The sequence below is a fragment of the Pseudomonas sp. Sample_9 genome (assembly GCF_004307535.1).
GTDB lineage: Bacteria > Pseudomonadota > Gammaproteobacteria > Pseudomonadales > Pseudomonadaceae > Aquipseudomonas > Aquipseudomonas mercuritolerans.
Genome location: NZ_RAZO01000327.1, coordinates 1 through 22,141, shown reverse-complemented (window position 1 = coordinate 22,141; position 22,141 = coordinate 1). Strand labels below are relative to the sequence as shown.

The following is a 22,141-nucleotide window of genomic DNA, read 5'->3' as shown; positions in this document are numbered from 1 at the left end:
GCCGGTCGATCCGCAGGCGGTACTGGAACGCATCGCCACGGTAATAAAGGTGTTCAAAGTCCAGCGGCTGGCCTTGGGCGTCATGTGTCAGGCGCTCGATGCGCATGATCGGCGAGCCCGCTTCGACGTTAAGCGCCTGGGTCAGGTCGCTGTCGGCCAGCACTGCGTCGATGGCCAGATCGGCGTGGCCGAGGGCGATGCCGCAGTCGTTTTCCAGAATCAGAAAGATGTCGCGGGTGACCAGATCAGCCTTCTCCAGCCGTTCGCCGACGGCTTTGGGCAGGTAGGTAATTTCCAGCGAAATCGGCTCGCGGTTGATCAGGCGCACGCGTTTGATCTGCGCGACGATTTCACCTTCGGCCACCTGCAGACGCTCGGCGACACGCTTGTCGGCCGGAATGAATTTGAAACTGCGCAGGCGGTTGATCACTTCATAGCCGCGGCCGGTCATCGACTCGGCGAGGCCTTGCAGGCTGCTGACGTTCTGAAAGGTCTTCGGCTTGGCAACGAAGGTGCCCTTACCGTGGATCTTGAAGATCAGCCCTTCTTTCTGCAGATCACCGAGCGCCTGGCGCACGGTGATGCGGCTGACTTTGAACAGCGCGCCCAGTTCGCTTTCGGAAGGCATCTGACTGTCTTGCGGGTATTCACCGTCGAGAATCCGCGCACGCAGAACGTCGCGCAGTTGGGTGTGCAGCGGAACGCTATTGAGGGAGAGAACGTTATCGGTCATCGCGGGATCACTTGTCATAACGAGTTATGACGTGATCTTAGGGAGGTTATGACGAGGTTGAGAAATATTGTTTGGGCATAACCTTAGATGCGCGTTGCGCCGGCAAAACCTGTGGGACATCTGTGGGAGCGAGCCTGCTCGCGAAAGCATCCTGTCAGTCAGTACTTTAGTGACTGACACACCGCTTTCGCGAGCAGGCTCGCTCCCACAGGGGATCGTGAGCTATTCAGCGTTTGAGGATCCAGTCCATGACCCAATCGGTCTTGACGGCTTGCTCGGCCACGGCGGGATGCTGTGAATCACCACGAATATGCGCATTCATTCCCAGCACGTGATGCCACTGAATATGCTCGTGATGAGCAATCTCCAGGCTGATCTGCTCATCGGCATCCAGCTGCACCGGATGCTCGTCAAACACCGAAAACCCGATGCGCCCCTTGCTGCCGATGATCTCGACCCGATCCTCACGCCGGTCCGCAACAAAGTTCCAGCAGCCCATGCCCAGCGCTCCGGAAGCGAACCGCCAAGTGGCGCTGACCGCATCTTCCGCCGCGTACAGACCCGCCTGACGCGCGGTGAAACCGGCGACTTCAACGATGTCGCCAAGCAGATACTGAAACAGGTCCAGGCCATGGCTGGCCAGGTCGGCAAAGTAGCCGCCGCCCGCCACCGCCGGGTCGGTGCGCCAATTCTCCCGACCTTCAAGATCAGCCGGCGACGGTGCTTTGGTCAGCGTCCAGCTCAGATGGCGAACCTCGCCGATGCGCCCCTCCTCCAGCCATTGCCGCACCTGGGCAAAGCGCGGCAGCGAGCGGCGGTAATACGAAACGAACAAGTGCAGACCGGCAGCGGCAAACGCTTGCTGCATCTCGCGGCTTTGCCCGGCGTTGAGCGCCATGGGTTTTTCCACGCAGCAATGCTTGCCGGCGGCGGCGACTTTCAGGCTGTAGGCGTGGTGGCTGTCGGGTGGTGTGGCGATGTACACCGCGTCGACTTCGGGATCGTTGATCAGCGCATCGACATCGGTATAGACACGGCTGATGCCGTGGCGCGCGGCGTAGTCGGTCACCGCTTCGAGGCGTCGGCCCATCACCGCAACCAGCGCCGAACCGGGCGCCTTGTAAAAGGCCGGTCCGCTCTTGCGTTCAGCGACACTGCCGCAACCGATCATGCCCCAGCGCACCACGTTCATATGCAGTCCTCAGCCGATGCGCAACGCGCGCAAATCGAGGCGTCCGTCCTTGAGCGGCGGGCACCAGTAGTAGCCACCGGTGATCGGTCGGCTGATCTGGTACAGGCCATCGGCGATACCGTCTTCCAGACCGCTCATGCGCCGCAGCTGTGCTTCGAAGGCATCGAGGGAGAAACCGAAAGCGAGGAACATCAAACCGGCACGATCGCCTTCGATCCACGGCATCGAACGGCGCACGACGAAGGCTTCCGGCGCGAAGCTCTCTTGCGCGGTGCGTTTGACGTGGGCGGAGATCGGCGCGTCGTCGATTTCTTCGTTATCGCTCAAGCGCCGTCCCATGATGTCGTCCTTGGCGCCGGCAGACAGGCGATGAAAACCCTTGAGGTCGTGCTGCCACTGCTGGATCGCGGCGAAGCTGCCACCGACCAGCCCGTCCGCGCCACTGCCAAGCAGCGCGGCGGCGACTGCGGCATCATCGTGCGGGTTTTCCGTGCCGTCCTCATAACCGGTGAGGTCGTGGCCGTCCATGTGGCGGAAGGCTTCCTGCATCTCCACCAGACGCAAGGCCGGGGCCAGCGCGGCTTCGATAGCGTTGCAGCGGTTGAGCAGTTCACCACGGTCGACACCGTGCAGCCAGATCCACAGGGCATGCTGGGTCGACGGGTTGTTCACGCCAACGCCGGTCAGCGCCGGGAAGCTGCGCAGGCCAGCGATTTCGACATTCAGCGCCTTGGTCAACGACTCACCAAAACCAACCACCGCCGACTTGCCATCCACCAGCATCAGCAGGCTGTCGATCGCTTGTGGCAAGGCTTCAATCGACGCCAGGGCGAAAAACAGATGACGTGCTTGCGCAGGAACAGGGGTAGCGAGAATGCCCGGCTGGTAGTAACTCATGTGAACTCCTTGAAAAAGTGCGCGGAGTTTACCTGTAGCCGGATCGTTTGTGTGGGTGGCGAGAGCGTCGTCGTTCAGCGTTCACCGCCTTCGATCAACGCCCTCAAAGCCAGCGCATCGGCCGTGGCGGCGCCGCTGGCGGTGTTGTCGAAGATGCACCAGATGTCTCTGCCGTCGGCCTTCGCGCGCCGCAGGTTCTGAGCAAGCTGTTGCAGATAGGCCGCTTCATAAGCGCTGTGATAAATCCGTGGCGAGCCGTGCAGGCGCCAATACTGCAGGCCTTGCCAGCCACCCGGCGCGGTGTCGCTGCTGATCCGCGAGGGATCGACCACCGCCTGGGCAATCTGCAGGTCCACCAGCATGGCCTCAGCGCCAGTCCAAGATTCGTGTCGCGGCTCCAGCACTACCCTGCCCTTGAACCGCTCGCGCAGGGCATGAAAAAACCCCTCGGCCACCGGCGCATCGAAGGCAAGTTTCGGTGGCAGTTGCACCAGCAGGCAGCCGAGTCGATCACCCAAGCCCTGGCACTGGCCGAGAAACTCATCGAGCGCGGCCGCGCTGTCCGCCAGCCGCTGTTCATGGGTGATGAGCTTCGGCACTTTCACTGCGAAGCGAAAGTCCGGCGCTACAGAGTCGGCCCAGCGTTCGTAGGTCTGACGCCGATGCGGGCGGTAGAACGAGCTGTTGATTTCCACACAGTTGAAGCGCGCGGCGTAGCGTTGCAGGTGCGTGCCTTCGGCGGGGAATGCCGGCCAGTGCTCGCGAGCGAGACTCCAGCCGGCGCAACCGATGTAGATGGTTGACTCGTTCAAGCGCCCACCGTCATTTCTTCCCGGGCAACACGGCGCCCAGTACCTGCTTGGCGGTTTGCATGATCACCCCGGCTTCGTCCGGGTCGCCCTTGAGCAGGGTCGTGGCGAATTTCTTCGCTTGCTCAAGCTTGATGTGCGGTGGCAGCGGCGGCACGTTCGGGTCGGTCTTGAATTCGATCAGCACCGGCACTTCCGAGGCGAGTGCCTGTTCCCACGCAGCGGCGACCTCTTCTTCACGATCAACGAAAATGCCCTTCAGACCGATGGAAATCGCGAACAGGTGATACGGCACATCGGGAATGCTCTGCGACGCTTCGAACTTCGGATCGCCCTCCATCACCCGCTGCTCCCAGGTGACCTGGTTGAGGTCTTCGTTGTTGAACACCGCGCAGATCCATTTCGGGCTCTGCCACTGGCGCCAATATTTGGCGACAGTGATCAGCTCGGCCATGTTGTTCATCTGCATCGCGCCGTCGCCGACCAGGGCAATGACCGGGCGTTCCGGGAAGGCGAACTTGGCCGCGATCGCATAGGGCACCGCCGCGCCCATCGAGGCCAGGCCACCGGAAAGTGAGCATTTCATGCCGCGACGGATTTTCAGGTCGCGGGCGAACCAGTTGGCGCAAGAGCCAGAGTCGCTGGTGATAATCGCCTGCTCGGGCAAACGCGGCGACAACTCGTAGACCACTCGTTGCGGGTTGACTGGATCGGCTTTGGCCATGGCGCGTTTTTCCAGGGTTTTCTCCCAGCTGCTGCGCCAGCCTTCGATCTTCTTGCGCCATTTGTTCGAGGTCTTTTGTTCCAGCAGCGGCAGCAACGCAGCGAGGGTTTCCGCTGAATCGCCGACCAGATTGACCTCCATCGGATAACGCAGGCTGAGCATGTCCGGCTGCAAGTCGATCTGCACCCCGCGCGCCTGGCCTTCCTTGGGCAGAAACTCGGAATACGGGAAGCCCGAACCGATCATCAGCAAGGTGTCGCACTCGCTCATCAGCTTGTAGCTGGGCTCGGTGCCGAGCAGGCCGATGCTGCCGGTGACCCACTGCAAATCGTCAGGTAACACTGCTTTGCCCAACAGCGCTTTGGCGACACCGGCGCCGAGTTTCTCCGCCACGGCGATGACCAGATCGGTCGCCTCCAGCGCACCGGCACCGACCAGAATCGCGACTTTCTCGCCGCTGTTCAGTACCTCGGCGGCGCGTTGCAGATCGGCTGCATAAGGAACGACTTTCGGCTTGCTGTAACCGACGCCGGAATGCGCGGTGCCATGGGCGCGCGCCGGTTGCTCGTAAGGCAGATCCTGCAAGTCATTGGGCAGAATCAGCGCGGTGACGCGGCGCTCGCCGACCGCAGTGCGCACCGCGCGATCAAGCAGATGGCGCACTTGCGACGGCGCCGAAGCCTGCTGCACAAACGCACCGGCGACATCCTTGAACATCGACACCAGATCCAGCTCCTGCTGGTAGTGACTGCCCAGCGCCGTGCGCGCCTGCTGACCGACAATGGCCAGCACCGGCATGTGGTCCATGCGCGCATCGTAGAGGCCGGTGATCAGGTGCGAGGCGCCGGGGCCGGAAGTAGCGATGCACACGCCCAGCTCGCCGGTGAACTTGGCGTGGGCCGAGGCCATGAACGCGGCCATTTCCTCGTGCCGTGCCTGAACGAATTCGATCTTGCCTTTGGCCCGGCTCATGGCGCCGAACACGCCGTTGATGCCATCCCCCGGATAACCAAAAATCCGCGTGACGCCCCATTCGCTGAGCCGCTCAACCAGAAAATCACCAACTGTCATCGTCATCTTGACCCTCGCCATTTACCGCTGCATGGACATGTAAGGGTCTGGACAGCCCGCTGCGCGATGAAGTTTCGCTGGATTTTCCGGGTATCAACTTCGGCGCCGTCTTTGCGCGGGAATGATTTTTTGAGGCGATTGCCCTGCGCTGCGGTCGACTGATAAATCGAGCGAAGGAGGATTGGCCATGACTGAAGTGCAAACCCTGCTGCTGGAACGCAATGACTGGGTGCCGAACAATCCGCGTCTGCCAGTACTGATATACCGCAGCGCGATTGCCGTTGAAGGCGACGATCCGGCCGCGCGCTTCGAGCAGACCTTCGGCGCCAATGGCTGGCCGGCGCAGTGGCGCTACGGCATTTATGACTATCACCACTATCACACTGAAGGCCACGAAGTGCTTGGCGTGTCGGCCGGTCAGGCGCGGTTGATGTTGGGCGGGCCTGACGGCCAAGTCGTCGACGTCAGTGCCGGGGATGTGTTGTTGCTGCCGGCCGGAACCGGGCACTGCAATCTGGGCTCGAGTGCGGATTTTCTCGTGGTGGGCGCTTATCCGCCGGGGCAGCAGGCGGATATTTGCCGGGCCGCGCCGAGTGATGCGCAGTTGGCGCGGATCGCGGGGCTGGCGTTTCCTGAGACAGATCCGGTGCAGGGAGTCGGGGGTGCGGTTGGGCGGTATTGGAGCCATTAGGCGCGGCGACCCTGCCGACGCTTTCGCGAGCAGGCTCGCTCCCACAATAAATACGGGTGAACCCTGTTTCTCTGTCCAATACATACCCCTGTGGGAGCGAGCCTGCTCGCGAAGGCGGCAGATCGGCTTACATCATTCAATATGAATAACCGCACTCACCGCTGGCACCCGCCGGAAATTTTCCCTACGGTGTCTACCTGTTCTCTCCCAGCATCGACGAGGTCCGTTTCATGAGCAATGCGTCTTACGTTCCGCCCAAGGTCTGGAAACACGAAGCCCCTTCCGGCGGCCACTTCGCCAGCATCAACCGGCCGATCGCCGGGCCGACCCATGACAAAGAGCTACCGGTCGGCAAGCATCCGTTGCAGCTGTATTCGCTGGCCACGCCCAACGGTGTCAAAGTCACCATCATGCTCGAAGAGTTGCTCGCACTCGGCCACAGCGAGGCTGAATACGACGCTTGGCTGATCCGCATTGGCGAGGGCGATCAGTTCTCCAGCGGCTTTGTAGAGGTCAACCCCAATTCGAAAATCCCGGCGCTGCTGGATCGCAGCGTCGAGCCGCCGATCCGGGTGTTCGAGTCCGGCTCGATCCTGCTGTATCTGGCGGAAAAGTTCGGCGCCTTGCTGCCCAAGGATCCGGCTGGTCGCACCGAAACCCTCAACTGGCTGTTCTGGCAAATGGGCTCGGCGCCGTACCTGGGCGGCGGCTTCGGGCACTTCTACGCGTATGCGCCGGAGAAGCTCGAATACCCGATCAACCGCTTCACCATGGAAGCCAAACGGCAGTTGGATGTGCTCAACCGCCGTCTCGCTGATAACGCCTATCTGGCCGGCGACGATTACACCATCGCCGACATCGCCGTGTGGCCCTGGTACGGGCAACTGGTGCGCAACAACGTTTACTCGGCGGCGGAATTCCTCGCGGCGCACGAGTACGCCCATGTGCAGCGCTGGGCCGAAGAAATCGCCAAGCGCCCAGCGGTCATCCGTGGGCAGCGAGTGAATCGCACCTGGGGTGATGAAGACAGTCAGGTACCGGAGCGGCATGAGGCGAAGGATCTGGGCTGATAGCAAAAACCGCATAGCCCTGTGGGAGCGAGCCTGCTCGCGAAGGCGGAGTATCAGACAACGCATCTGTTGAATGACCCACCGCCTTCGCGAGCAGGCTCGCTCCCACATTTGCGTCCGAAGGCCATCGAATCCAATTGTGAAAAATTCATTAACTAACTGAGCCGTACGGGTTTATCCCCTGGGAAACTTCCGACATACTAATGCGAATAGTTCTTACACGCACTCGCATCAGTATCGTTTGGGTAATCCTGGGGAAGCAGATAGATGTCGTTTCACACCATTCACCGCCGCTCGAATCTTTCACCTAACCTCCTCGCAATCGCCATCGGCATGGCCAGCATCGCACCGGTGCTAGCCGATGAGGCTGTGTCCGCCGCTCCAGCGAACGGCCCGCTGGAACTGCAAGCGACCGAAATCGGCGCTACGCAGATGGGCAGCACCACCGAAGACACGCAGTCCTACACCACCGGCCCGATGCAGACCGCGACCAAGTTGTCGCTGACCATGCGCGAAACGCCGCAGGCGGTGACGGTGATCACTCGCCAGCGCATGGACGACCAGAACATGACCAGCGTCAACGACGTGGTGCGCGGCACGCCGGGGCTGTTCCTCAGCGAGGCCAGCGGCCCGGGCCGGCAGACTTACAAGGCGCGCGGTTTCGACATCGACAACATCATGTACGACGGTCTGCCCAGCTCGTATTCGCCGTTCACTTTGGCAGTGCAACCGAATCTGGCGATGTTCGACCGGGTGGAAATCGTCCGTGGTGCGACCGGCCTGGTCACCGGTGCCGGCAACCCGTCGGCGGCGATCAACATGGTGCGCAAGCGTCCGACCGCTGACCAGCGCGTGACCCTCACCGGCGCCGCCGGCAGCTGGGATGACTACCGTGGCGAAGTCGACGCCTCCAGCCCGCTGAACGACAGCGGCACCCTGCGTGGCCGGGTGGTGACGTCGTATCAGGGCGCCGACAGTTTCCGCGACAAGGAAGAAAACGATCACGGCCTGTTCTACGCCATCGGTGAAGCCGACCTGAGCGACAGCACCACGGCGACCCTCGGTTTCTCCCGGCAGAACGATCAGACCAACTATTTCTGGGGCGGCCTGCCGATCGGCGAAGACGGCCACCACCTCGACCTGCCCCGCTCCACTTACCCGGGCACCGACTGGGAAAACCGCAAGCTGCAAGTCGACACCGTATTCGGTGAAGTCGAACACCGTTTCGACAACGACTGGAAACTGCACCTCGGCGGTTCGACCTCAACCCTCGAGGGCGAATTCTCCGGCACGTACCTGTCGCGCTACGACGGCCCGCTGGAAACCACCGCCTACCAATCGCACCACACCGACAAGCAACGCGCCTTCGACGGTTTCGCCAGCGGCCCGTTCGAAGCGTTCGGCCGCACCCACGAGTTGGTAGTCGGCGCCAGCAACCGCGTGTACGACGCCACCACCAAGGAATACGCGCCCTACGACACCGGCCTGCCGATCGCCGCGCCCAAGCCTGACTTCGTGCGCAGCGGCAAGTCGCGCAACGTCACCACCCAGGACGCGGTTTACCTGACCACGCGCTTGAGCCTGGCCGATCCGCTGACGCTGATCCTCGGCAGTCGTCTGGACTGGTATGACTACGACGATCGCAGTGCCGACGGTGACTTCAAGGTCACGCGCAACCTGACCCGTTACGCCGGCCTGATCTACAAACTCGATGACCATCACTCGGTCTACGCCAGCTACACCGACATCTTCACCCCGCAAACCCAGAAGGACCTCGGCGGCAAAGTGCTTGAGCCGATTGTCGGTGAAAACTACGAAGTCGGTATCAAGGGCGAATATTTCGACGGCGCGCTGAACGGCAGCGTGGCAGTGTTCCAGATGGACCAGACCAACCGCGCCACTCAGGCAGCAACCCAGCTCGGCTGCCCGGAACTGACCTGCTATGAAACCTCCGGCAAGGTTCGCGCCCAAGGCGTGGACATGGAACTGCAAGGTGCGCTGACCGAGCAATGGCAAGTCGGCGCCGGCTACACCTACACCCGCGCCCACTACATCAAGGACGAAAACCCGGCCAACAATAACCAGAAATTCGATACCGACATGCCCGAGCACCTGTTCAAGGTCTCCACCGTGTATCGTTTCAAAGGCCCGCTGGAAAAACTGCGCGTGGGCGGCAACGTCTACTGGCAGAGCCGCATGTACAACGACATCGCTCTGGTCAACGGCGGCAGCTATCGCCTCGAACAGGGCGGCTACGCGGTCACAGACCTGATGGCCGGTTACGAGGTCAACAAGCACCTCGACCTGCAGGTCAATGCCAACAACATCTTTGACCGCAAGTACTATTCCTCCATCGGCACCGACGTGACCTGGGGCTCGACCGATAACTACGGCACCCCGCGCAGCTACATGATGACCGCCAAGTACAAGTTCTGAGGCGATAGCGCTCAGCAAGCACCACACAGGGCGCCGGGAGTTTTCCCGGTGCCCTTTTTTGCAGGTTCATTAGGCAAGGCCGGTAATTACCGATAGTCTCTGGCGACACTTTCGCGAAGCACCGGCCATGCCCCAGACAGATTTCTCCTCCGACCTCGAAGCCATCGGCAGCATTGACGCTGTGCCGGTGATCCTGAGCATGGTCAAGCATATGACCGGCATGCGCTTCGCCGCCGTAGCGCGGGTCACCGAGAGCAAGTGGATCGCCTGCGCCGTGGATGATTCGATTGACTTCGGCCTGTTGCCCGGCGGCGAACTGGTGCTGGAATCGACGATTTGTCATGAGATCCGTCAGCACCATCAGCCGGTGATCTTCAGCCATGCCAGCCAGCACCCGCTGTTCTCCACGCATCACACGCCGAAAACCTACGGTCTGGAAAGCTACATTTCCATTCCGATCATCAAGGCCGATGGCGAGTTCTTCGGCACGCTGTGCGCCATTGATTCGGTGCCGGCGAACCTCGACGACCCGGCCATCGAAAAGACCCTCACCCTCTTCGCCCAACTGATTGCGATGAGTCTGGATACCCAAGGCCATTTGCACGCGACCAAAACCGCGCTGGCCGATGCCAACGAAATGGGCCGTCTGCGCGAGCAGTTCATCGCCGTACTGGGCCATGACTTGCGCACCCCGCTCAGCGCCATCCGCATGAGCGCCGATCTGCTGGAAAGCAAAGTCGAGGACAAGCGCTCGCGCACGCTGCTGTCGGCGATTCGCACCAGCTCGGTGCGCATGGGCGTGCTGATCGAAAACATCCTCGACTTCGCCCGGGGTCGGCTCGGCAGCGGGATTCCGGTGCAGCGCAAACTGGTCGATGACTTGCAGCAAACGCTGCGCCAGACCCTTGAAGAAATCCAGGTGGCCTACCCGCAGGCGAAGTTTATCGATTCGCTGGAGGTGCCGGCCGGGGTCTATTGCGACCCGCTGCGGATCAGCCAGTTGTTGTCGAATCTGCTGGGCAACGCCGTGACCCACGGCTCCACCGCCGAACCGATCGTGCTCAAAGCCTTTGCCGAGGGCGACGAAATCGTTATTTCGTTGACCAATCAGGGCACGCCGATCCCGCCTGCGCTGATGCCGCTGCTGTTCGAACCGTTTTCCCGTTCCGAAGCAGGCCAGCGTCATGAAGGGTTGGGACTGGGCTTGTACATCGCCGGGCAGATTGCCAATGCGCACAACGGCACCTTGAGCGTGACATCCGACCGTGAAACGGGCACCTGTTTTGTCGCGCGCTTCCCTGCCCGCTTCAAGTGGGTCTGAGCGCCGCTCTAAGTATTCAGTGGCGTCTGCGGCGTGTCCGGGTTGAGCTGGCGGCGGCGGAACTGCCCCGGTGGCTGGCCATGAATCTGGCGAAACCGCCGGGAGAAATAGGCCTCATCGGCGAACCCGCACAACCGCGCCACCTCGCCCACCGAGCGCGTACTGTTGAGGAGGAAGTTGCGCGCCGCGTGCATGCGCCGCTCCAGCACCAGCTCGGTGAAGGTCTTGCCGATCTCTTTGCGCAACCAGTGCGTCAGGTAGGTCGGTGACAGATAGGTCGCAGCGGCGACTTTGATCAGGTTGAGATCAGGATCGGCGATGTTCTTCCGCAAATACTCGAACATGCGGCTCAAGGCGTCGCGACGACTGTTCTCGGCAGCATTCTCTTCGGCCAGGCGCTTGAGCGGCTCGGCGTAGAGAAAACACACGCTGCCGATCATCTGCAGCAACAAGCCCTTGAGCATTTCCCGCGTGCCGAACTGACGGTTCTCATCGAGTGCGCGCATCTGTTCGATCAGGCCGCAGACCTGAGCGAAATCCTCATCGCCCAAAATGAAATCCAGATGTTCCTGAAAGCGGAACGGCGACAGCTCAGGCGCGAGCAGGATCGACACCTCTTCCAGATCCATCGGGTCGCATTGCAGATGCGGCAATAGAAACGTCTGGGAAAAATTGATGACGATGAAATTACTGTCTGCGGGATGCGGAATCACATGCACGCGGTGCGGCAGGATGAACGCCAGAGTGTTGCGCGGGAATGGCCGCTGCACGCTGCCGATGTGCTGCACGGTGTCGCCACCGAGGTTGATCTGGATCTGGAAGTACTCGTGCCGGTGAGGCGCGGTTTCGGCGCGACGACCCTTTTTGTCGCGAATGTAGAAATCGGTCAATTCGCTGCGTTGCTGCATGACGTAAGTCGGGATACGGCTGGGTGAAGACATGGGCAGAAGGTCCTCCGGGCAGTGAGGTAGCGCCTGTCATCTTGCAGGGTTGGGCGGTGGGCGGCAATGAGTCATACGATGACGTTGGCTTTTTTGAAAGAAGCCTCACCATGTGCCTGTCCAAAAACCGCATTATTATAAAAATACAAATAGTCGTTATTTTTCAGACGCTTGGGATTTGAATCTGATCTTTATTCTCAAGACAAATCGTATTTATCTTTTTGGACACGTTCGCCAAATCCACTTTCTTCAAGAAAAAACGTTCTAACCCATCGGTTGATTTAGAACCGTTGTACGACCACTGTAATGACCAACGCAGCCCAACCTCTTTCAAAAACAATCAAAGGTGCGCACGTCATGATCCTGCTATTTCCCCTCGCCGCCCCGCCCGACCTCCCATTGAAAATCAATCGCACAAAGACGTTCCTGAACGTCTGAAAGCCGCGCTGCAACCCGTTCGATTGCCTTTCCCCACACGTTGCGGGCAACGGCAGCGGCTGCTCGAAAAATCTCGACTCTTCTAACAATAACGAGGTCTCCGCATGTCCAACTCCCATTCTTCCAGTGCCACGGTGCCGCCGGTGATTGCCGGCGCACGCGATGCCGTTACGACGCAGCGCCTGCCTACGCGGCGGCGCTGGTTCATGCTGTCGTTGCTGCTGATCGCGACGATCATCAATTACATCGACCGGGTGAACATTTCGATTGCCGCTCCGTTCATGGCCAAGGACCTGGGCCTGGACAAGATCGAGATGGGCCTGATCTTTTCCGCGTTCGCCTGGACCTATGCCTTGGCGCTGGTGCCGGCCGGCTTCATTGCCGACCGGTTTGGCTCGCGCTTCACCTACGGCGTTTCGCTGATCAGCTGGTCGACCGTCACCGTTTGCCAGGGTTTCGCCACGGGGTTTGCCTCGCTGTTCGGCCTGCGCCTGGCGGTCGGCGCCATGGAAGCCCCGGCTTTTCCGGCCAACAGCCGCGCGGTGACGGTGTGGTTCCCGGCGCGGGAACGCGGGATGGCCAGCAGCATTTACGTGTGCGGTCAGTACCTCGGCACAGCGCTGTTCACCGGCGCGCTGTTGTGGCTGGCGACCACTTTTGATTGGCGCCACGTGTTCTACAGCACTGGCGCACTCGGCATCGTCTTCGGTGTGCTGTGGCTGTACCTGTATCGCGATCCGCTGAACTGCAAGAAAGTCAGCCAGGAAGAATTGAAGTACATCGAAACCGGCGGTGGTCTGGTCAAGAGCAGCCAGGAGCGCACCCGCTTCAACTGGCGGCAGATCGCCGAGCTGTTCAGCTATCGGCAGATCTGGGCGATCTGCATCGGCAAGTTCGCCAGCACCTCGGCGCTGTACTTCTTCCTCACCTGGTTCCCGACCTACCTGATCGAAGAACGCAAACTGACCATGATCAAGGCCGGGATCTTCGCCGTGCTGCCCTTCGTCGGTGCGACGGTGGGGATTCTGCTGGCCGGCATCGTTTCTGACCTGCTGATCCGTCGCGGCTACTCGATGTCGTTTGCGCGCAAGTTGCCGCTGGTGGTCGGTTCGATGCTGGGCATGTCGATCGTGCTGGTCAATTTCACCGATTCCAACCTGATCTGCATCGCCGTGCTGACCATCGCCTTCTTCGCCCAGGGCATCGCGTCCTCGTCGTGGGCGGCAGTATCGGAAGTAGCGCCGAAAGAGCTGATCGGCCTCACCGGCGGCATTACCAGCCTGGCGGCGAACATCGGCGGCATCGTCACGCCGATCGTGATCGGCGCCATCGTCCACGCCACCGGCACCTTCGCCTATGCCTTCTGGTTTATTGGCGGCGTCGCGCTGATCGGCACCCTCTCCTATTCGTTACTGCTCGGACGCCTGTATCGCATCGAGCTGAAGGTGCGCTGAGGCAAGAACCCGGATTTGTCCAAACGCAGGCGGCTTTCGTCCAACTTCACCGACGCCAGCCGCCGTACGCTGCCCTTTCAAACAGGATGACCCGCAGGATGAACATGACTGAATACGTCTTTACCCCGGATCTGCCGGTGACCTTGCCGGTACTCGGCACCGAGCAGCGCTTCCCCGTCGGCCGGGTGTTCTGTGTCGGCCGCAACTACCCATGGCCGGACACTCAAGGCCAGTCGCGCCAGCCGCCAGTGTTTTTCATGAAACCGGCAAGCTGCGTGGTCGATGCCGTCGGCGACATCGCCTTCCCGACAGTGTGCGAGGACTTCGTTCACGAAATCGAACTGGTCGTCGCCATCGGTGAAGGCGGCGCCAATATCCCCGAGGATCAAGCGCTCGCCTACGTGTGGGGCTACGCCGCCGGCCTCGACCTGACCCGCCGCGATGTGCAACGCGCAGCCAAGAGCAACGGCCTGCCGTGGGAAGGCGCCAAGGTGTTCGACGGCGCCGCGCCGATGACTGCCGTCGTCCCGGTGAGCCGCAGCGGCCATCCCGAGGGCGAATTGTGGCTGAACGTCAACGGCGAAGAACGCCAGCGCGACAATCTCGACAGCCAGATCTGGTCGGTCAGTGAAGTAATCGCGCGCATCTCGCAATCCGTGGCCCTGCGCGCCGGCGACCTGATCATGACCGGCAGCCCCGCCGGCGTCGACAGCCTGCAACCGGGCGACGTGATCAGCGCTGGCATAGACGGCATTGGCCACCTGGAAATGCGCGTCGGCCCACGGCCCTGATTCCAGCGGATTGAGAAAAAAGGAGAACAACAATATGACGACCTCTTTGAAAGTTGCGCTGGTCACCGGCGCCGGCAGTGGCATCGGCCGCGCTGTGGCGCTGGGCCTGATGGCCGACGGCTTCACCCTCGTGCTCGCCGGTCGCCGGCCCGAGCCCTTGCAAGCGCTGGCCGAACTGGCGCTGAGCCAGGGTCACCAAGCACTGGCGGTACCCACCGACGTGCGTGATCCGGCCAGTGTCGACGTGCTGTTCGCGACCATTGCCGAGGTCTACGGGCGCCTCGATGTGGTCTTCAACAACGCCGGCGTCAACGCCCCCGCCGTGCCGCTGGACGAGCTGACCTTCGAGCAGTGGCGCAACGTGATCGACACCAACCTCAACGGTGTCTTTCTCTGCGCTTGCGGCGCGTTCGGGCTGATGCGCAAACAACAGCCGCAGGGCGGACGAATCATCAACAACGGTTCGATTTCCGCACACACACCGCGTCCGTTCAGCAGCGCCTACACCGCGAGCAAACACGCCGTGCTCGGCCTGACCAAATCCCTTGCGCTGGACGGCCGCGAATTCAACATCGCCTGTAGCCAGATCGACATCGGCAATGCCCTGACGGAAATGTCGGTGCGCATGACCAAAGGCGTACGCCAGGCCAACGGCAGCATCGCCGTCGAACCGATGGTCGACGTCAAACACGTCGCCGACGCGGTGCGCTACATCGCCGGCCTGCCGCTGTCAGCCAACGTCCTGAACATGACCGTCATGGCCAGCGCCATGCCGTTTGCCGGCCGCGGTTGAGCCGGCCTTTTTATTGCGTAACGAGGTAGCCATGAAGCCAGAAATCCTGCAACTGAGCCCGATCCTGATCCCGGAAATCAACGCGCGTCTGGACGAACTGTTCACCGTACGCCGCTACTTCCAGCAAGCGGACAAAACCGCCTACATAAAGGAACACGGCGCCAACATTCGCGGCGTCATCACTGGCGGCCACACCGGCATCAGCCAGGCGCTGATGGCGCAACTGCCGAACCTCGAAGTGGTCGCGGTCAATGGCGTCGGCACCGACGCCGTCGACCTGGCCTACGCCCGCGACCGCGGCATCCGCGTCACCGCCACCATCGGCGCCCTCACCGAAGACGTCGCCGACCTCGCCATCGGCCTGCTCATCTCGGTCTGTCGCGGCCTGTGCACCAGCGACCGCTACGTGCGCTCCGGCCAATGGCCACAAAGCCCCACCCCACTCGCGCCCCTGCCGCTGGCGCGACAAGTCTCCGGCATGCGCATCGGCATCGTCGGCATGGGCCGCGTCGGCCGCGCCATCGCCACCCGCGCCGCCGCCTTCGGCTGCCCGATCAGCTACACCGACCTGCAACCGATGAGCGACGTCCCTCACACCTTCGTCGCCGATCTCAAACAACTGGCCCGCGACAGCGACGCCCTGATCCTCGCCGCCGCAGCGGACAAGGGCGAAGCGATCATCGACGCGCAAGTGCTGCGAGCGCTGGGCAAGGACGGTTATCTGGTCAACGTCGCTCGGGGAAAACTGGTGAATGAGGCGGATCTGGTGGCCGCGCTTTCGGCTGGTGAAATTGCCGGGGCTGGACTGGATGTGTTTGTCGATGAACCGAATGTGCCGGAAGCGTTGTTTGCTAATGAACAAGTGGTGCTGCAACCGCATCGGGCCAGCGCAACATTGCAGACGCGTACGCGGATGGGGGAAATGGTCGTGGCGAGTCTGGTTGATACGTTTGCGGGGAAAGTGCCGGTTGGGTGTGTGACGGGGTGAATGGTTGTTTGGGATAGGCTGCAGATTGCGTTGAGTCAGTGAAATCCAGCCCCCTCACCCCAGCCCTCTCCCCCCAGGGGGCGAGGGGGAAAGGGAGCCGATCTTCGTTGAATCCAAGAACGAGCTCGACGCAGAGTCTCAGGCCGGCGCATCTTCACCAAACACCTCGACCAAGTCCCCTCTCCCTCCGGGAGAGGGTTAGGGTGAGGGCCGTCCCTGGAGAAACCGGATCGCAAAACAAAAGAACACTCCCCAATCATCATCGTGTTGCCTGATACACAGCCATCGCGAGCAGGCTCACTCCTACAGTTTTGATCGGATGCATTCAGTGAGAAAACGGTCGGCTGTCAGGCCGCCTTCACGAGCAGGCTCGCTCCCACAGAAAAGCAAAAGCAGCGCAGCTGCCCGCGGCGAAGCCGCCCCACTCAACAATGAGCGCAAGCTCGAGTAGCTTTTGATCCTGGAGCCCGTCGGCAGGCTGAGTGGAGGGATTGATCCGGGGGTGGGAGCGCAGCGACCGTCTGGCGCAGCCAGACACAGCGGAAGGAGGTGCAGCGAAGCAAACCGTAGCCGCTGCGCCAGGATCGATCCCGGAGCGAAGGAACCCCGAGCCCCAGCGAGCGGGCCGAACGTCAGGGCGAAGACCTTTTGGTTCCTTTTGGGGCGTTTGCCAAAAGGGACTCGCCGTAAGGGCGAAACCGCCAGCCGCAACACCCAAAAAAACGGATATTCACCCAAAACCCCCAAAGCATGGTCGGCCCAAAGGCCGCCAAGACCCAAAAAAAACCCCACAACCGAAAACCAGTGTGGGGCGAAAAAATTGGTTGGTTGCGGCCAACCAAAGGAGCTCTGTCAAAACCCGTCAAGCGCTCAGATCAAATGCAATCCTGAGCCGCCCGCTCAAAACTCGAAGGCAACAAATTCGACGCCAGCAAATGCCGTTCATAAATGAACACCTTGCCACCCTTCCCCGCCTTGTACGCCTCAAGCACGTTATCCGCCGACACCTTGCTCGGCACCACAATCCGATAACTGCGCTGACTCTGCGAAACCGTCGGATTCAACGCACTGCCCTGCAACTTCGGCACCACGCACTCGGCGTACTGCGCCGGCGTCTTGCTGGTCTGCAACGTCAGGGTCGGATCGTTCGGCGCCGAAGCACAACCGGCGAGCAATAGGGAAACAAAAGCCATGGCTGGCACGAATAAAGGACGCATCTGGGTAATCCTGAAAATAAAGGTTCGGTTCAACCGGCAACGGTTCGACTTCACGGCGCCGCCGTTGCCATTTACGTTTTAAGAATCAGCTCGACGCCACCAGGGCCTTGAGCGACACATCGAATTGCTTCAGCGCGTCGAGTTGCAGGTCGCGCTGCTGATTGATCTGCGCGGCGACTTGCGGCGCCGCCTGGTTGTGCACCCAGACCGAAGGCAGCTCTCGCTCGATCGCCCCTTCCGCCTTGCCGATGTATTGCAGATCGGCGTCGTAGAACCGTGCAGAGAAGCGCGCTTCGACCAGACTGTTGCGCTGGGTCAGCAAACGATTGAAGGTGTCGAGCTTGACCACCACGTCCGGATGGGCCTGAAGCAGCTCATCCAGATTGTCGTAAACGGTCACCGAGACGAACTGTTGCTGCAGCGAACTCATCAGCCAGTCGAGGGCCAGTTCCGGGTCGGAGCTGCCGACAAACGCGTCGCGGATTCGCGAGTCCAGTGCGTCTTTCGCGCCGTTGAGCGCCATGTCGTGGTAGCGCTCCAGGTACTGCAGGTTCTGCAAGGTGTTTTCGCTCAACAACACACCCACGGTCTGCGTGTGCTGCAACGCCGAGGCGCTGGCGGCGATGGGTTGAAGGTGACACGACCGGGCGTCGTCTGCGTAAGCCGGTGCGGTTACTACCCCGCCCATCAGCAGGGCGATCATTGCCAGTCGAGTCAGAATGTTCATCGCGCAATTTCCTTGAGCTGCGTCTTCGATGGAGGCGATTTTCCGCCGATCGCCGGCAAAGCAGAACTTGCGTTTCTTGATGGTCACTATTACTTCCAGCAATAGTTGCGCGTCGCGCAGACTGATGCACACTGAGCACATTCAAGAAAAATGATGAGGGTCTCGCCTTGAGAACGTTTGATCTGATCCGTGACACCGTGCTGCCCGAATATCGCGACCGCGTGGCGGAATACCTGATGCAGTACGAAAGCGTCCTGCTGGACAAAAACAGCCGCGATGCGCAAGTGATCCGCGACACTGCTCAGCAACTGCGCGGTTACCTGCGCGGGCTCAACACCACGCGAGTGCTGGGCATGGCCTATTGGGAAGAGCTCGATCGCCGCGTGGTAGACACCTGGCTAAGCCCGCAAGAGTGACCGCTGAAGCGCCAGTGGTCTGCCCGGCAACGCGCCCCCTGCGAAAAACCTGACCAAACGCTTACAATCGCAGGCCTATTGCCATACAGACAGGCTTGCCCGGAAATGCCGCTCGACCCGCCAACGATGCTGACCATCACGATCGCCCTCGCAGCCGCTGCCGCGCTGTATCTGGCGGTCGAGTGGCGCAGCATCCGTGAGCCTTCGCTACTGTTCTGGAGCGCCGGTTTCGCCACCATCACCATCGGTTCCACCCTCGCGCTGCTGCGCAGCAGCGGTTTTCTGCTGCTGGGCATCTGGTTCGCCAACGGTTTGCTGGTGACCGCGCACTTCTTTTTCCTCCTCGGCGTGGCGCGCTTCACCCAGACCCGACTGTCGCCGGCGTGGTACCTGATTTTCGCGACGTGGCTGATCATGTTGATGTTGCCGGACGGCCCGCTGTGGTCCAAGGCCATGCTGGTGGCCAACTCGCTGCTGGTGGCGATCCCGACACTCAAGGCCAGTTCGCTGCTGCGCCCGCACGGCAAGTCGTTGAGCGTTGGCGCGGTGCAACTGCGTTATGTGCTGCTCGGCCACGGCATCTTTTATGTGGCCAAGGCCCTGACCGTGGTGATCCCCGGCACGCTGATCGATCTGGCGGCGTTTCGTGGCGAGATCATTCAGATCTCGCTGGTCGAAGGCGCGATGGCGATCATGTTGATCGCCCTGTCGATGACCGGCACCGAGCGTTATCGCCGGGAAAAACAGATTGCCCGCCTCGCCGAGCGCGATCCACTCACGGCCCTCTACAACCGCCGTGCCCTGGAAAAACGCACGCCCCGCCTGTTGGCCGGTGTCTCCGCGCAAAGACCGGGTGCGTTGCTGTTGATCGATATCGACAACTTCAAACTGGTCAACGACCAGTACGGGCATATCGCCGGTGATCGCTTGCTGATTGCTCTGAGCGAGATGATCCGCGCCCAGCTGCCGCCCCATGCGTTGACGGCGCGGCTGGGTGGCGATGAGTTTCTGATGCTGCTCAACAACGCCTCAGCCGAAGCTATCCTTGAACTGGGCAATGCCTTGCGCGAACAGTTTCTGGCCTTGGCGTCGCACACATATCCCACGTCCGCTGCGGTGACTTTGAGCATCGGCGCCACCCTGTTCGACAAACCGCCGGCCAGTCTGGCGGCGCTGATCGAGCTTGGCGACGCCGCGCTCTACGAGTCCAAACGCGGCGGCCGCAACCGCTTGCGCCTGTCCGGCCTCGCCACTCCAGGATGAACCAGCCATGTCCAGCCACGACACCCCGCTGCAAGACCTCGCCGCCCCCGAAGGCGTTTGTTACGGCTGCGGCGGCCGCAATCCGCAAGGCCTGCATGTGAAAAGTCGTTGGGATGAGGACGGCAACCACGTCATCGCCGAGCATGTGCCCGACGCTCAATATTGCGGCTGGCCGGATCTGGTTTACGGCGGGCTGATTGCCATGCTCGTCGACTGTCATTCGAACTGGACCGCCATGGCCTGGCACTACCGCGCAGAAAACCGCGAAGCCGGCAGCCTGCCGCGCATCGACTGCGTCACCGGTAACCTTGGGATCAAGTTCATCAAGCCAACGCCGATGGGCGTGACGCTGATCTTGCGCGCACGGGTCGAAGGTGAAGTCGGGCGCAAGACCCGGGTGATTTGCGAGGTGTATGCAGGGGAAGTGCTGACAGCGGTGGGTGATTCGGTGTTTGTGCGGGTGGATACGGGGCAGTTGGCGGATGCAGCGCATGGCCGCAAAAGTCCCTCACCCTAGCCCTCTCCCAAAGGGAGAGGGAACTGACCGCGGTGTTTGGTGCAGATACGCCGACCCGGGAAACCGGGTCGAACTCAAATCCTGAAAAGCCTCTCACCCTAGCCCTCTCCCAAGGGAGAGGGAACTGACCGCGGTGTTTGGTGCAGATACGCCGACCCGGGAAATCGGGTCGAACTCAAATCCTGAAAAGCCCCTTACCCTAGCCCTCTCCCGGAGGGAGAGGGAACTGACCGAGTTGTACATGCGAAGTACGCCGGCCCGAGATACCGAGTCGAATGCAGGTTTTGAACACCACACAAATCGGCTCCCTCTCCCTCGGGAGAGGGCTGGGGTGAGGGGCTGCGGTTCAAGCCTCGCAGCCACACTCAAGCCGAAAGCGAAACGTCCTGAGCCAGCTCTTCAACGCGACAAAGCCGCCACACCCGCCCGCGCCGCATGCAGCTTTTTATAGCTTTCGATCAAGCGCAAATGCCGATCCAGCCCTTCCAGCTTCATGCTCGTTGGCGTCAAACCGTAAAAACGCACACTGCCATTCACCGACCCAATCGCCGCATCCATACGCTCGTCACCAAACATCCGACGGAAGTTGGCCTCGTAGTCTTCCAGCTCGAGATCCTCGTCCAGCTCCATCTCCAGCACCACATTCACAGCCTGATAGAACAAGCCGCGCTCAACGGTGTTGTCGTTGTATTGCAGGAACGCCTCAACCAGATCCTTGGCCTCGTCGAATTTCTGCAGCGCGAGGTAGATCAGCAGGCGCAGTTCCAGAATCGTCAGCTTGCCCCATGGTGTGTTGTCATCGAACTCGATGCCGATCAGCGTGGTGATATCGGTGTAGTCATCCTGCTCGCTGCGTTCCAAGCCCTGGACCAGATTGCGCAGGCCAACCTTACTGAGGTTGTGCAGGTTGAGGATGTCGGCGCGAAATTGCAGGGCTTTGTTGGTGTTGTCCCAGATCAGGTCTTCGATCGGGTAGATCTCCGAGTAATCCGGCACGAGGATGCGGCAGGCCTTGGCGCCGATGTGCTCGTAGACCGCCATGTAGACTTCCTTGCCCATGTCTTCGAGGATGCCGAACAGGGTCGCGGCTTCTTCGGCATTGGAGTTTTCGCCTTGGCCGGAGAAGTCCCACTCGACGAATTCGAAGTCTGGTTTGGCGCTGAAAAAGCGCCACGACACCACACCGCTGGAATCGATGAAGTGCTCGACGAAGTTGTTCGGCTCGGTGACTGCCTGGCCGGAAAAGGTCGGCTGCGGCAAATCGTTAAGGCCTTCGAAGCTGCGGCCCTGGAGCAGTTCAGTCAGGCTGCGTTCGAGCGCGACTTCCAGGCTCGGGTGCGCGCCGAACGAGGCGAAGACGCCGCCGGTGCGCGGGTTCATCAGGGTCACGCACATCACCGGGAATTCACCGCCCAGCGAGGCGTCCTTGACCAGCACCGGGAAGCCCTGCTCTTCCAGGCCTTTGATGCCGGCGAGGATGCTCGGGTATTTCTCCAGTACCGCTTGCGGTACGTCCGGCAGGGCCATTTCGCCTTCGAGGATTTCGCGTTTGACCGCGCGCTCGAAAATTTCCGACAGGCACTGCACCTGCGCTTCGGCCAAGGTGTTGCCGGCGCTCATGCCGTTGCTCAGGTAGAGGTTTTCGATCAGGT

General features: G+C 61.1%; 20 protein-coding genes. 11 read left to right on the top strand and 9 right to left on the bottom strand.

Annotated features, from left to right (window positions below):
• The 5 genes from D6877_RS18465 to D6877_RS18445 all read right to left on the bottom strand — a co-directional run.
• Positions 1 to 733 (bottom strand): GntR family transcriptional regulator (locus D6877_RS18465; protein WP_130911702.1); only part of this gene is annotated, 733 nt, incomplete at its 3' end.
• Between the two features lie 226 nt (positions 734 to 959).
• A complete protein-coding gene (locus tag D6877_RS18460) occupies positions 960 to 1,925 on the bottom strand; it encodes a Gfo/Idh/MocA family oxidoreductase (protein WP_130911701.1) in 966 nt (321 codons plus the stop codon).
• A 9-nt stretch (positions 1,926 to 1,934) separates the two neighbouring features.
• Positions 1,935 to 2,822, bottom strand: coding sequence for a Dyp-type peroxidase (locus tag D6877_RS18455; protein WP_130911700.1), 888 nt, complete (start codon positions 2,820 to 2,822; stop codon positions 1,935 to 1,937).
• Between the two features lie 74 nt (positions 2,823 to 2,896).
• Entirely contained in the window at positions 2,897 to 3,634 is a 738-nt protein-coding gene (locus D6877_RS18450; RefSeq protein WP_178083711.1) for a DUF72 domain-containing protein, read from the bottom strand.
• Between the two features lie 10 nt (positions 3,635 to 3,644).
• Entirely contained in the window at positions 3,645 to 5,432 is a 1,788-nt protein-coding gene (locus D6877_RS18445) for a thiamine pyrophosphate-requiring protein (protein WP_130911699.1), read from the bottom strand.
• Between the two features lie 181 nt (positions 5,433 to 5,613).
• On the opposite strand from D6877_RS18445, the gene D6877_RS18440 reads away from it, so the two are divergent.
• The 4 genes from D6877_RS18440 (at position 5,614) to D6877_RS18425 (ending at position 10,944) form a co-directional block, all read left to right on the top strand.
• Complete coding sequence (locus tag D6877_RS18440; protein WP_130911698.1) at positions 5,614 to 6,117, top strand: cupin; 504 nt, start codon at positions 5,614 to 5,616, stop codon at positions 6,115 to 6,117.
• Positions 6,118 to 6,347: 230 nt separating this feature from the next.
• A complete protein-coding gene (gene yghU / locus D6877_RS18435) occupies positions 6,348 to 7,187 on the top strand; it encodes a glutathione-dependent disulfide-bond oxidoreductase (protein ID WP_130911697.1) in 840 nt (279 codons plus the stop codon).
• A 267-nt stretch (positions 7,188 to 7,454) separates the two neighbouring features.
• Complete coding sequence (locus tag D6877_RS18430; protein ID WP_130911696.1) at positions 7,455 to 9,623, top strand: TonB-dependent siderophore receptor; 2,169 nt, start codon at positions 7,455 to 7,457, stop codon at positions 9,621 to 9,623.
• Positions 9,624 to 9,750: 127 nt separating this feature from the next.
• Complete coding sequence (locus D6877_RS18425) at positions 9,751 to 10,944, top strand: GAF domain-containing sensor histidine kinase (protein ID WP_130911695.1); 1,194 nt, start codon at positions 9,751 to 9,753, stop codon at positions 10,942 to 10,944.
• Between the two features lie 8 nt (positions 10,945 to 10,952).
• Here the strand turns inward: D6877_RS18425 and D6877_RS18420 are convergent, their stop codons facing one another.
• Positions 10,953 to 11,885, bottom strand: coding sequence for an AraC family transcriptional regulator (locus tag D6877_RS18420; RefSeq protein ID WP_024012697.1), 933 nt, complete (start codon positions 11,883 to 11,885; stop codon positions 10,953 to 10,955).
• Positions 11,886 to 12,427: 542 nt separating this feature from the next.
• Here D6877_RS18420 and D6877_RS18415 point away from each other — a divergent pair.
• From D6877_RS18415 to D6877_RS18400, 4 genes are all read left to right on the top strand, one after another.
• Positions 12,428 to 13,777 (top strand): MFS transporter, encoded by a 1,350-nt coding sequence (locus D6877_RS18415; RefSeq protein ID WP_016774438.1) that lies wholly within the window; start codon positions 12,428 to 12,430, stop codon positions 13,775 to 13,777.
• Between the two features lie 98 nt (positions 13,778 to 13,875).
• Positions 13,876 to 14,568, top strand: a complete 693-nt coding sequence (locus D6877_RS18410) for a fumarylacetoacetate hydrolase family protein (protein WP_125916076.1) — start codon at positions 13,876 to 13,878, stop codon at positions 14,566 to 14,568.
• Positions 14,569 to 14,602: 34 nt separating this feature from the next.
• Positions 14,603 to 15,361, top strand: coding sequence for an SDR family oxidoreductase (locus D6877_RS18405; protein WP_130911694.1), 759 nt, complete (start codon positions 14,603 to 14,605; stop codon positions 15,359 to 15,361).
• Positions 15,362 to 15,392: 31 nt separating this feature from the next.
• On the top strand, positions 15,393 to 16,349 hold the full coding sequence (locus tag D6877_RS18400) for a 2-hydroxyacid dehydrogenase (protein WP_130911693.1): 957 nt from the start codon (positions 15,393 to 15,395) through the stop codon (positions 16,347 to 16,349).
• A gap of 875 nt (positions 16,350 to 17,224) precedes the next feature.
• Here D6877_RS18400 and D6877_RS18395 read toward each other — a convergent pair.
• Positions 17,225 to 17,566, bottom strand: a complete 342-nt coding sequence (locus D6877_RS18395) for a hypothetical protein (protein ID WP_130911692.1) — start codon at positions 17,564 to 17,566, stop codon at positions 17,225 to 17,227.
• An 85-nt stretch (positions 17,567 to 17,651) separates the two neighbouring features.
• On the bottom strand, positions 17,652 to 18,293 hold the full coding sequence (locus D6877_RS18390; protein ID WP_130911703.1) for a class II glutamine amidotransferase: 642 nt from the start codon (positions 18,291 to 18,293) through the stop codon (positions 17,652 to 17,654).
• A gap of 167 nt (positions 18,294 to 18,460) precedes the next feature.
• Between D6877_RS18390 and D6877_RS18385 the strand changes: the two genes are divergently transcribed.
• From D6877_RS18385 to D6877_RS18375, 3 genes are all read left to right on the top strand, one after another.
• Positions 18,461 to 18,709 carry a hypothetical protein gene (locus tag D6877_RS18385; protein WP_130911691.1) on the top strand — a complete coding sequence of 83 codons (249 nt, stop codon included), beginning with the start codon at positions 18,461 to 18,463 and terminating at the stop codon, positions 18,707 to 18,709.
• A 105-nt stretch (positions 18,710 to 18,814) separates the two neighbouring features.
• Complete coding sequence (locus D6877_RS18380; protein WP_073474876.1) at positions 18,815 to 19,972, top strand: GGDEF domain-containing protein; 1,158 nt, start codon at positions 18,815 to 18,817, stop codon at positions 19,970 to 19,972.
• Positions 19,973 to 19,979: 7 nt separating this feature from the next.
• Positions 19,980 to 20,489 carry a PaaI family thioesterase gene (locus D6877_RS18375; protein ID WP_130911690.1) on the top strand — a complete coding sequence of 170 codons (510 nt, stop codon included), beginning with the start codon at positions 19,980 to 19,982 and terminating at the stop codon, positions 20,487 to 20,489.
• 399 nt (positions 20,490 to 20,888) lie between these two features.
• On the opposite strand, the gene D6877_RS18370 is transcribed toward D6877_RS18375, so the two are convergent.
• Positions 20,889 to 22,141, bottom strand: a 1,253-nt coding sequence (locus tag D6877_RS18370) for a YcaO-like family protein (RefSeq protein ID WP_178083710.1), incomplete at its 5' end; no start/stop codon positions are given.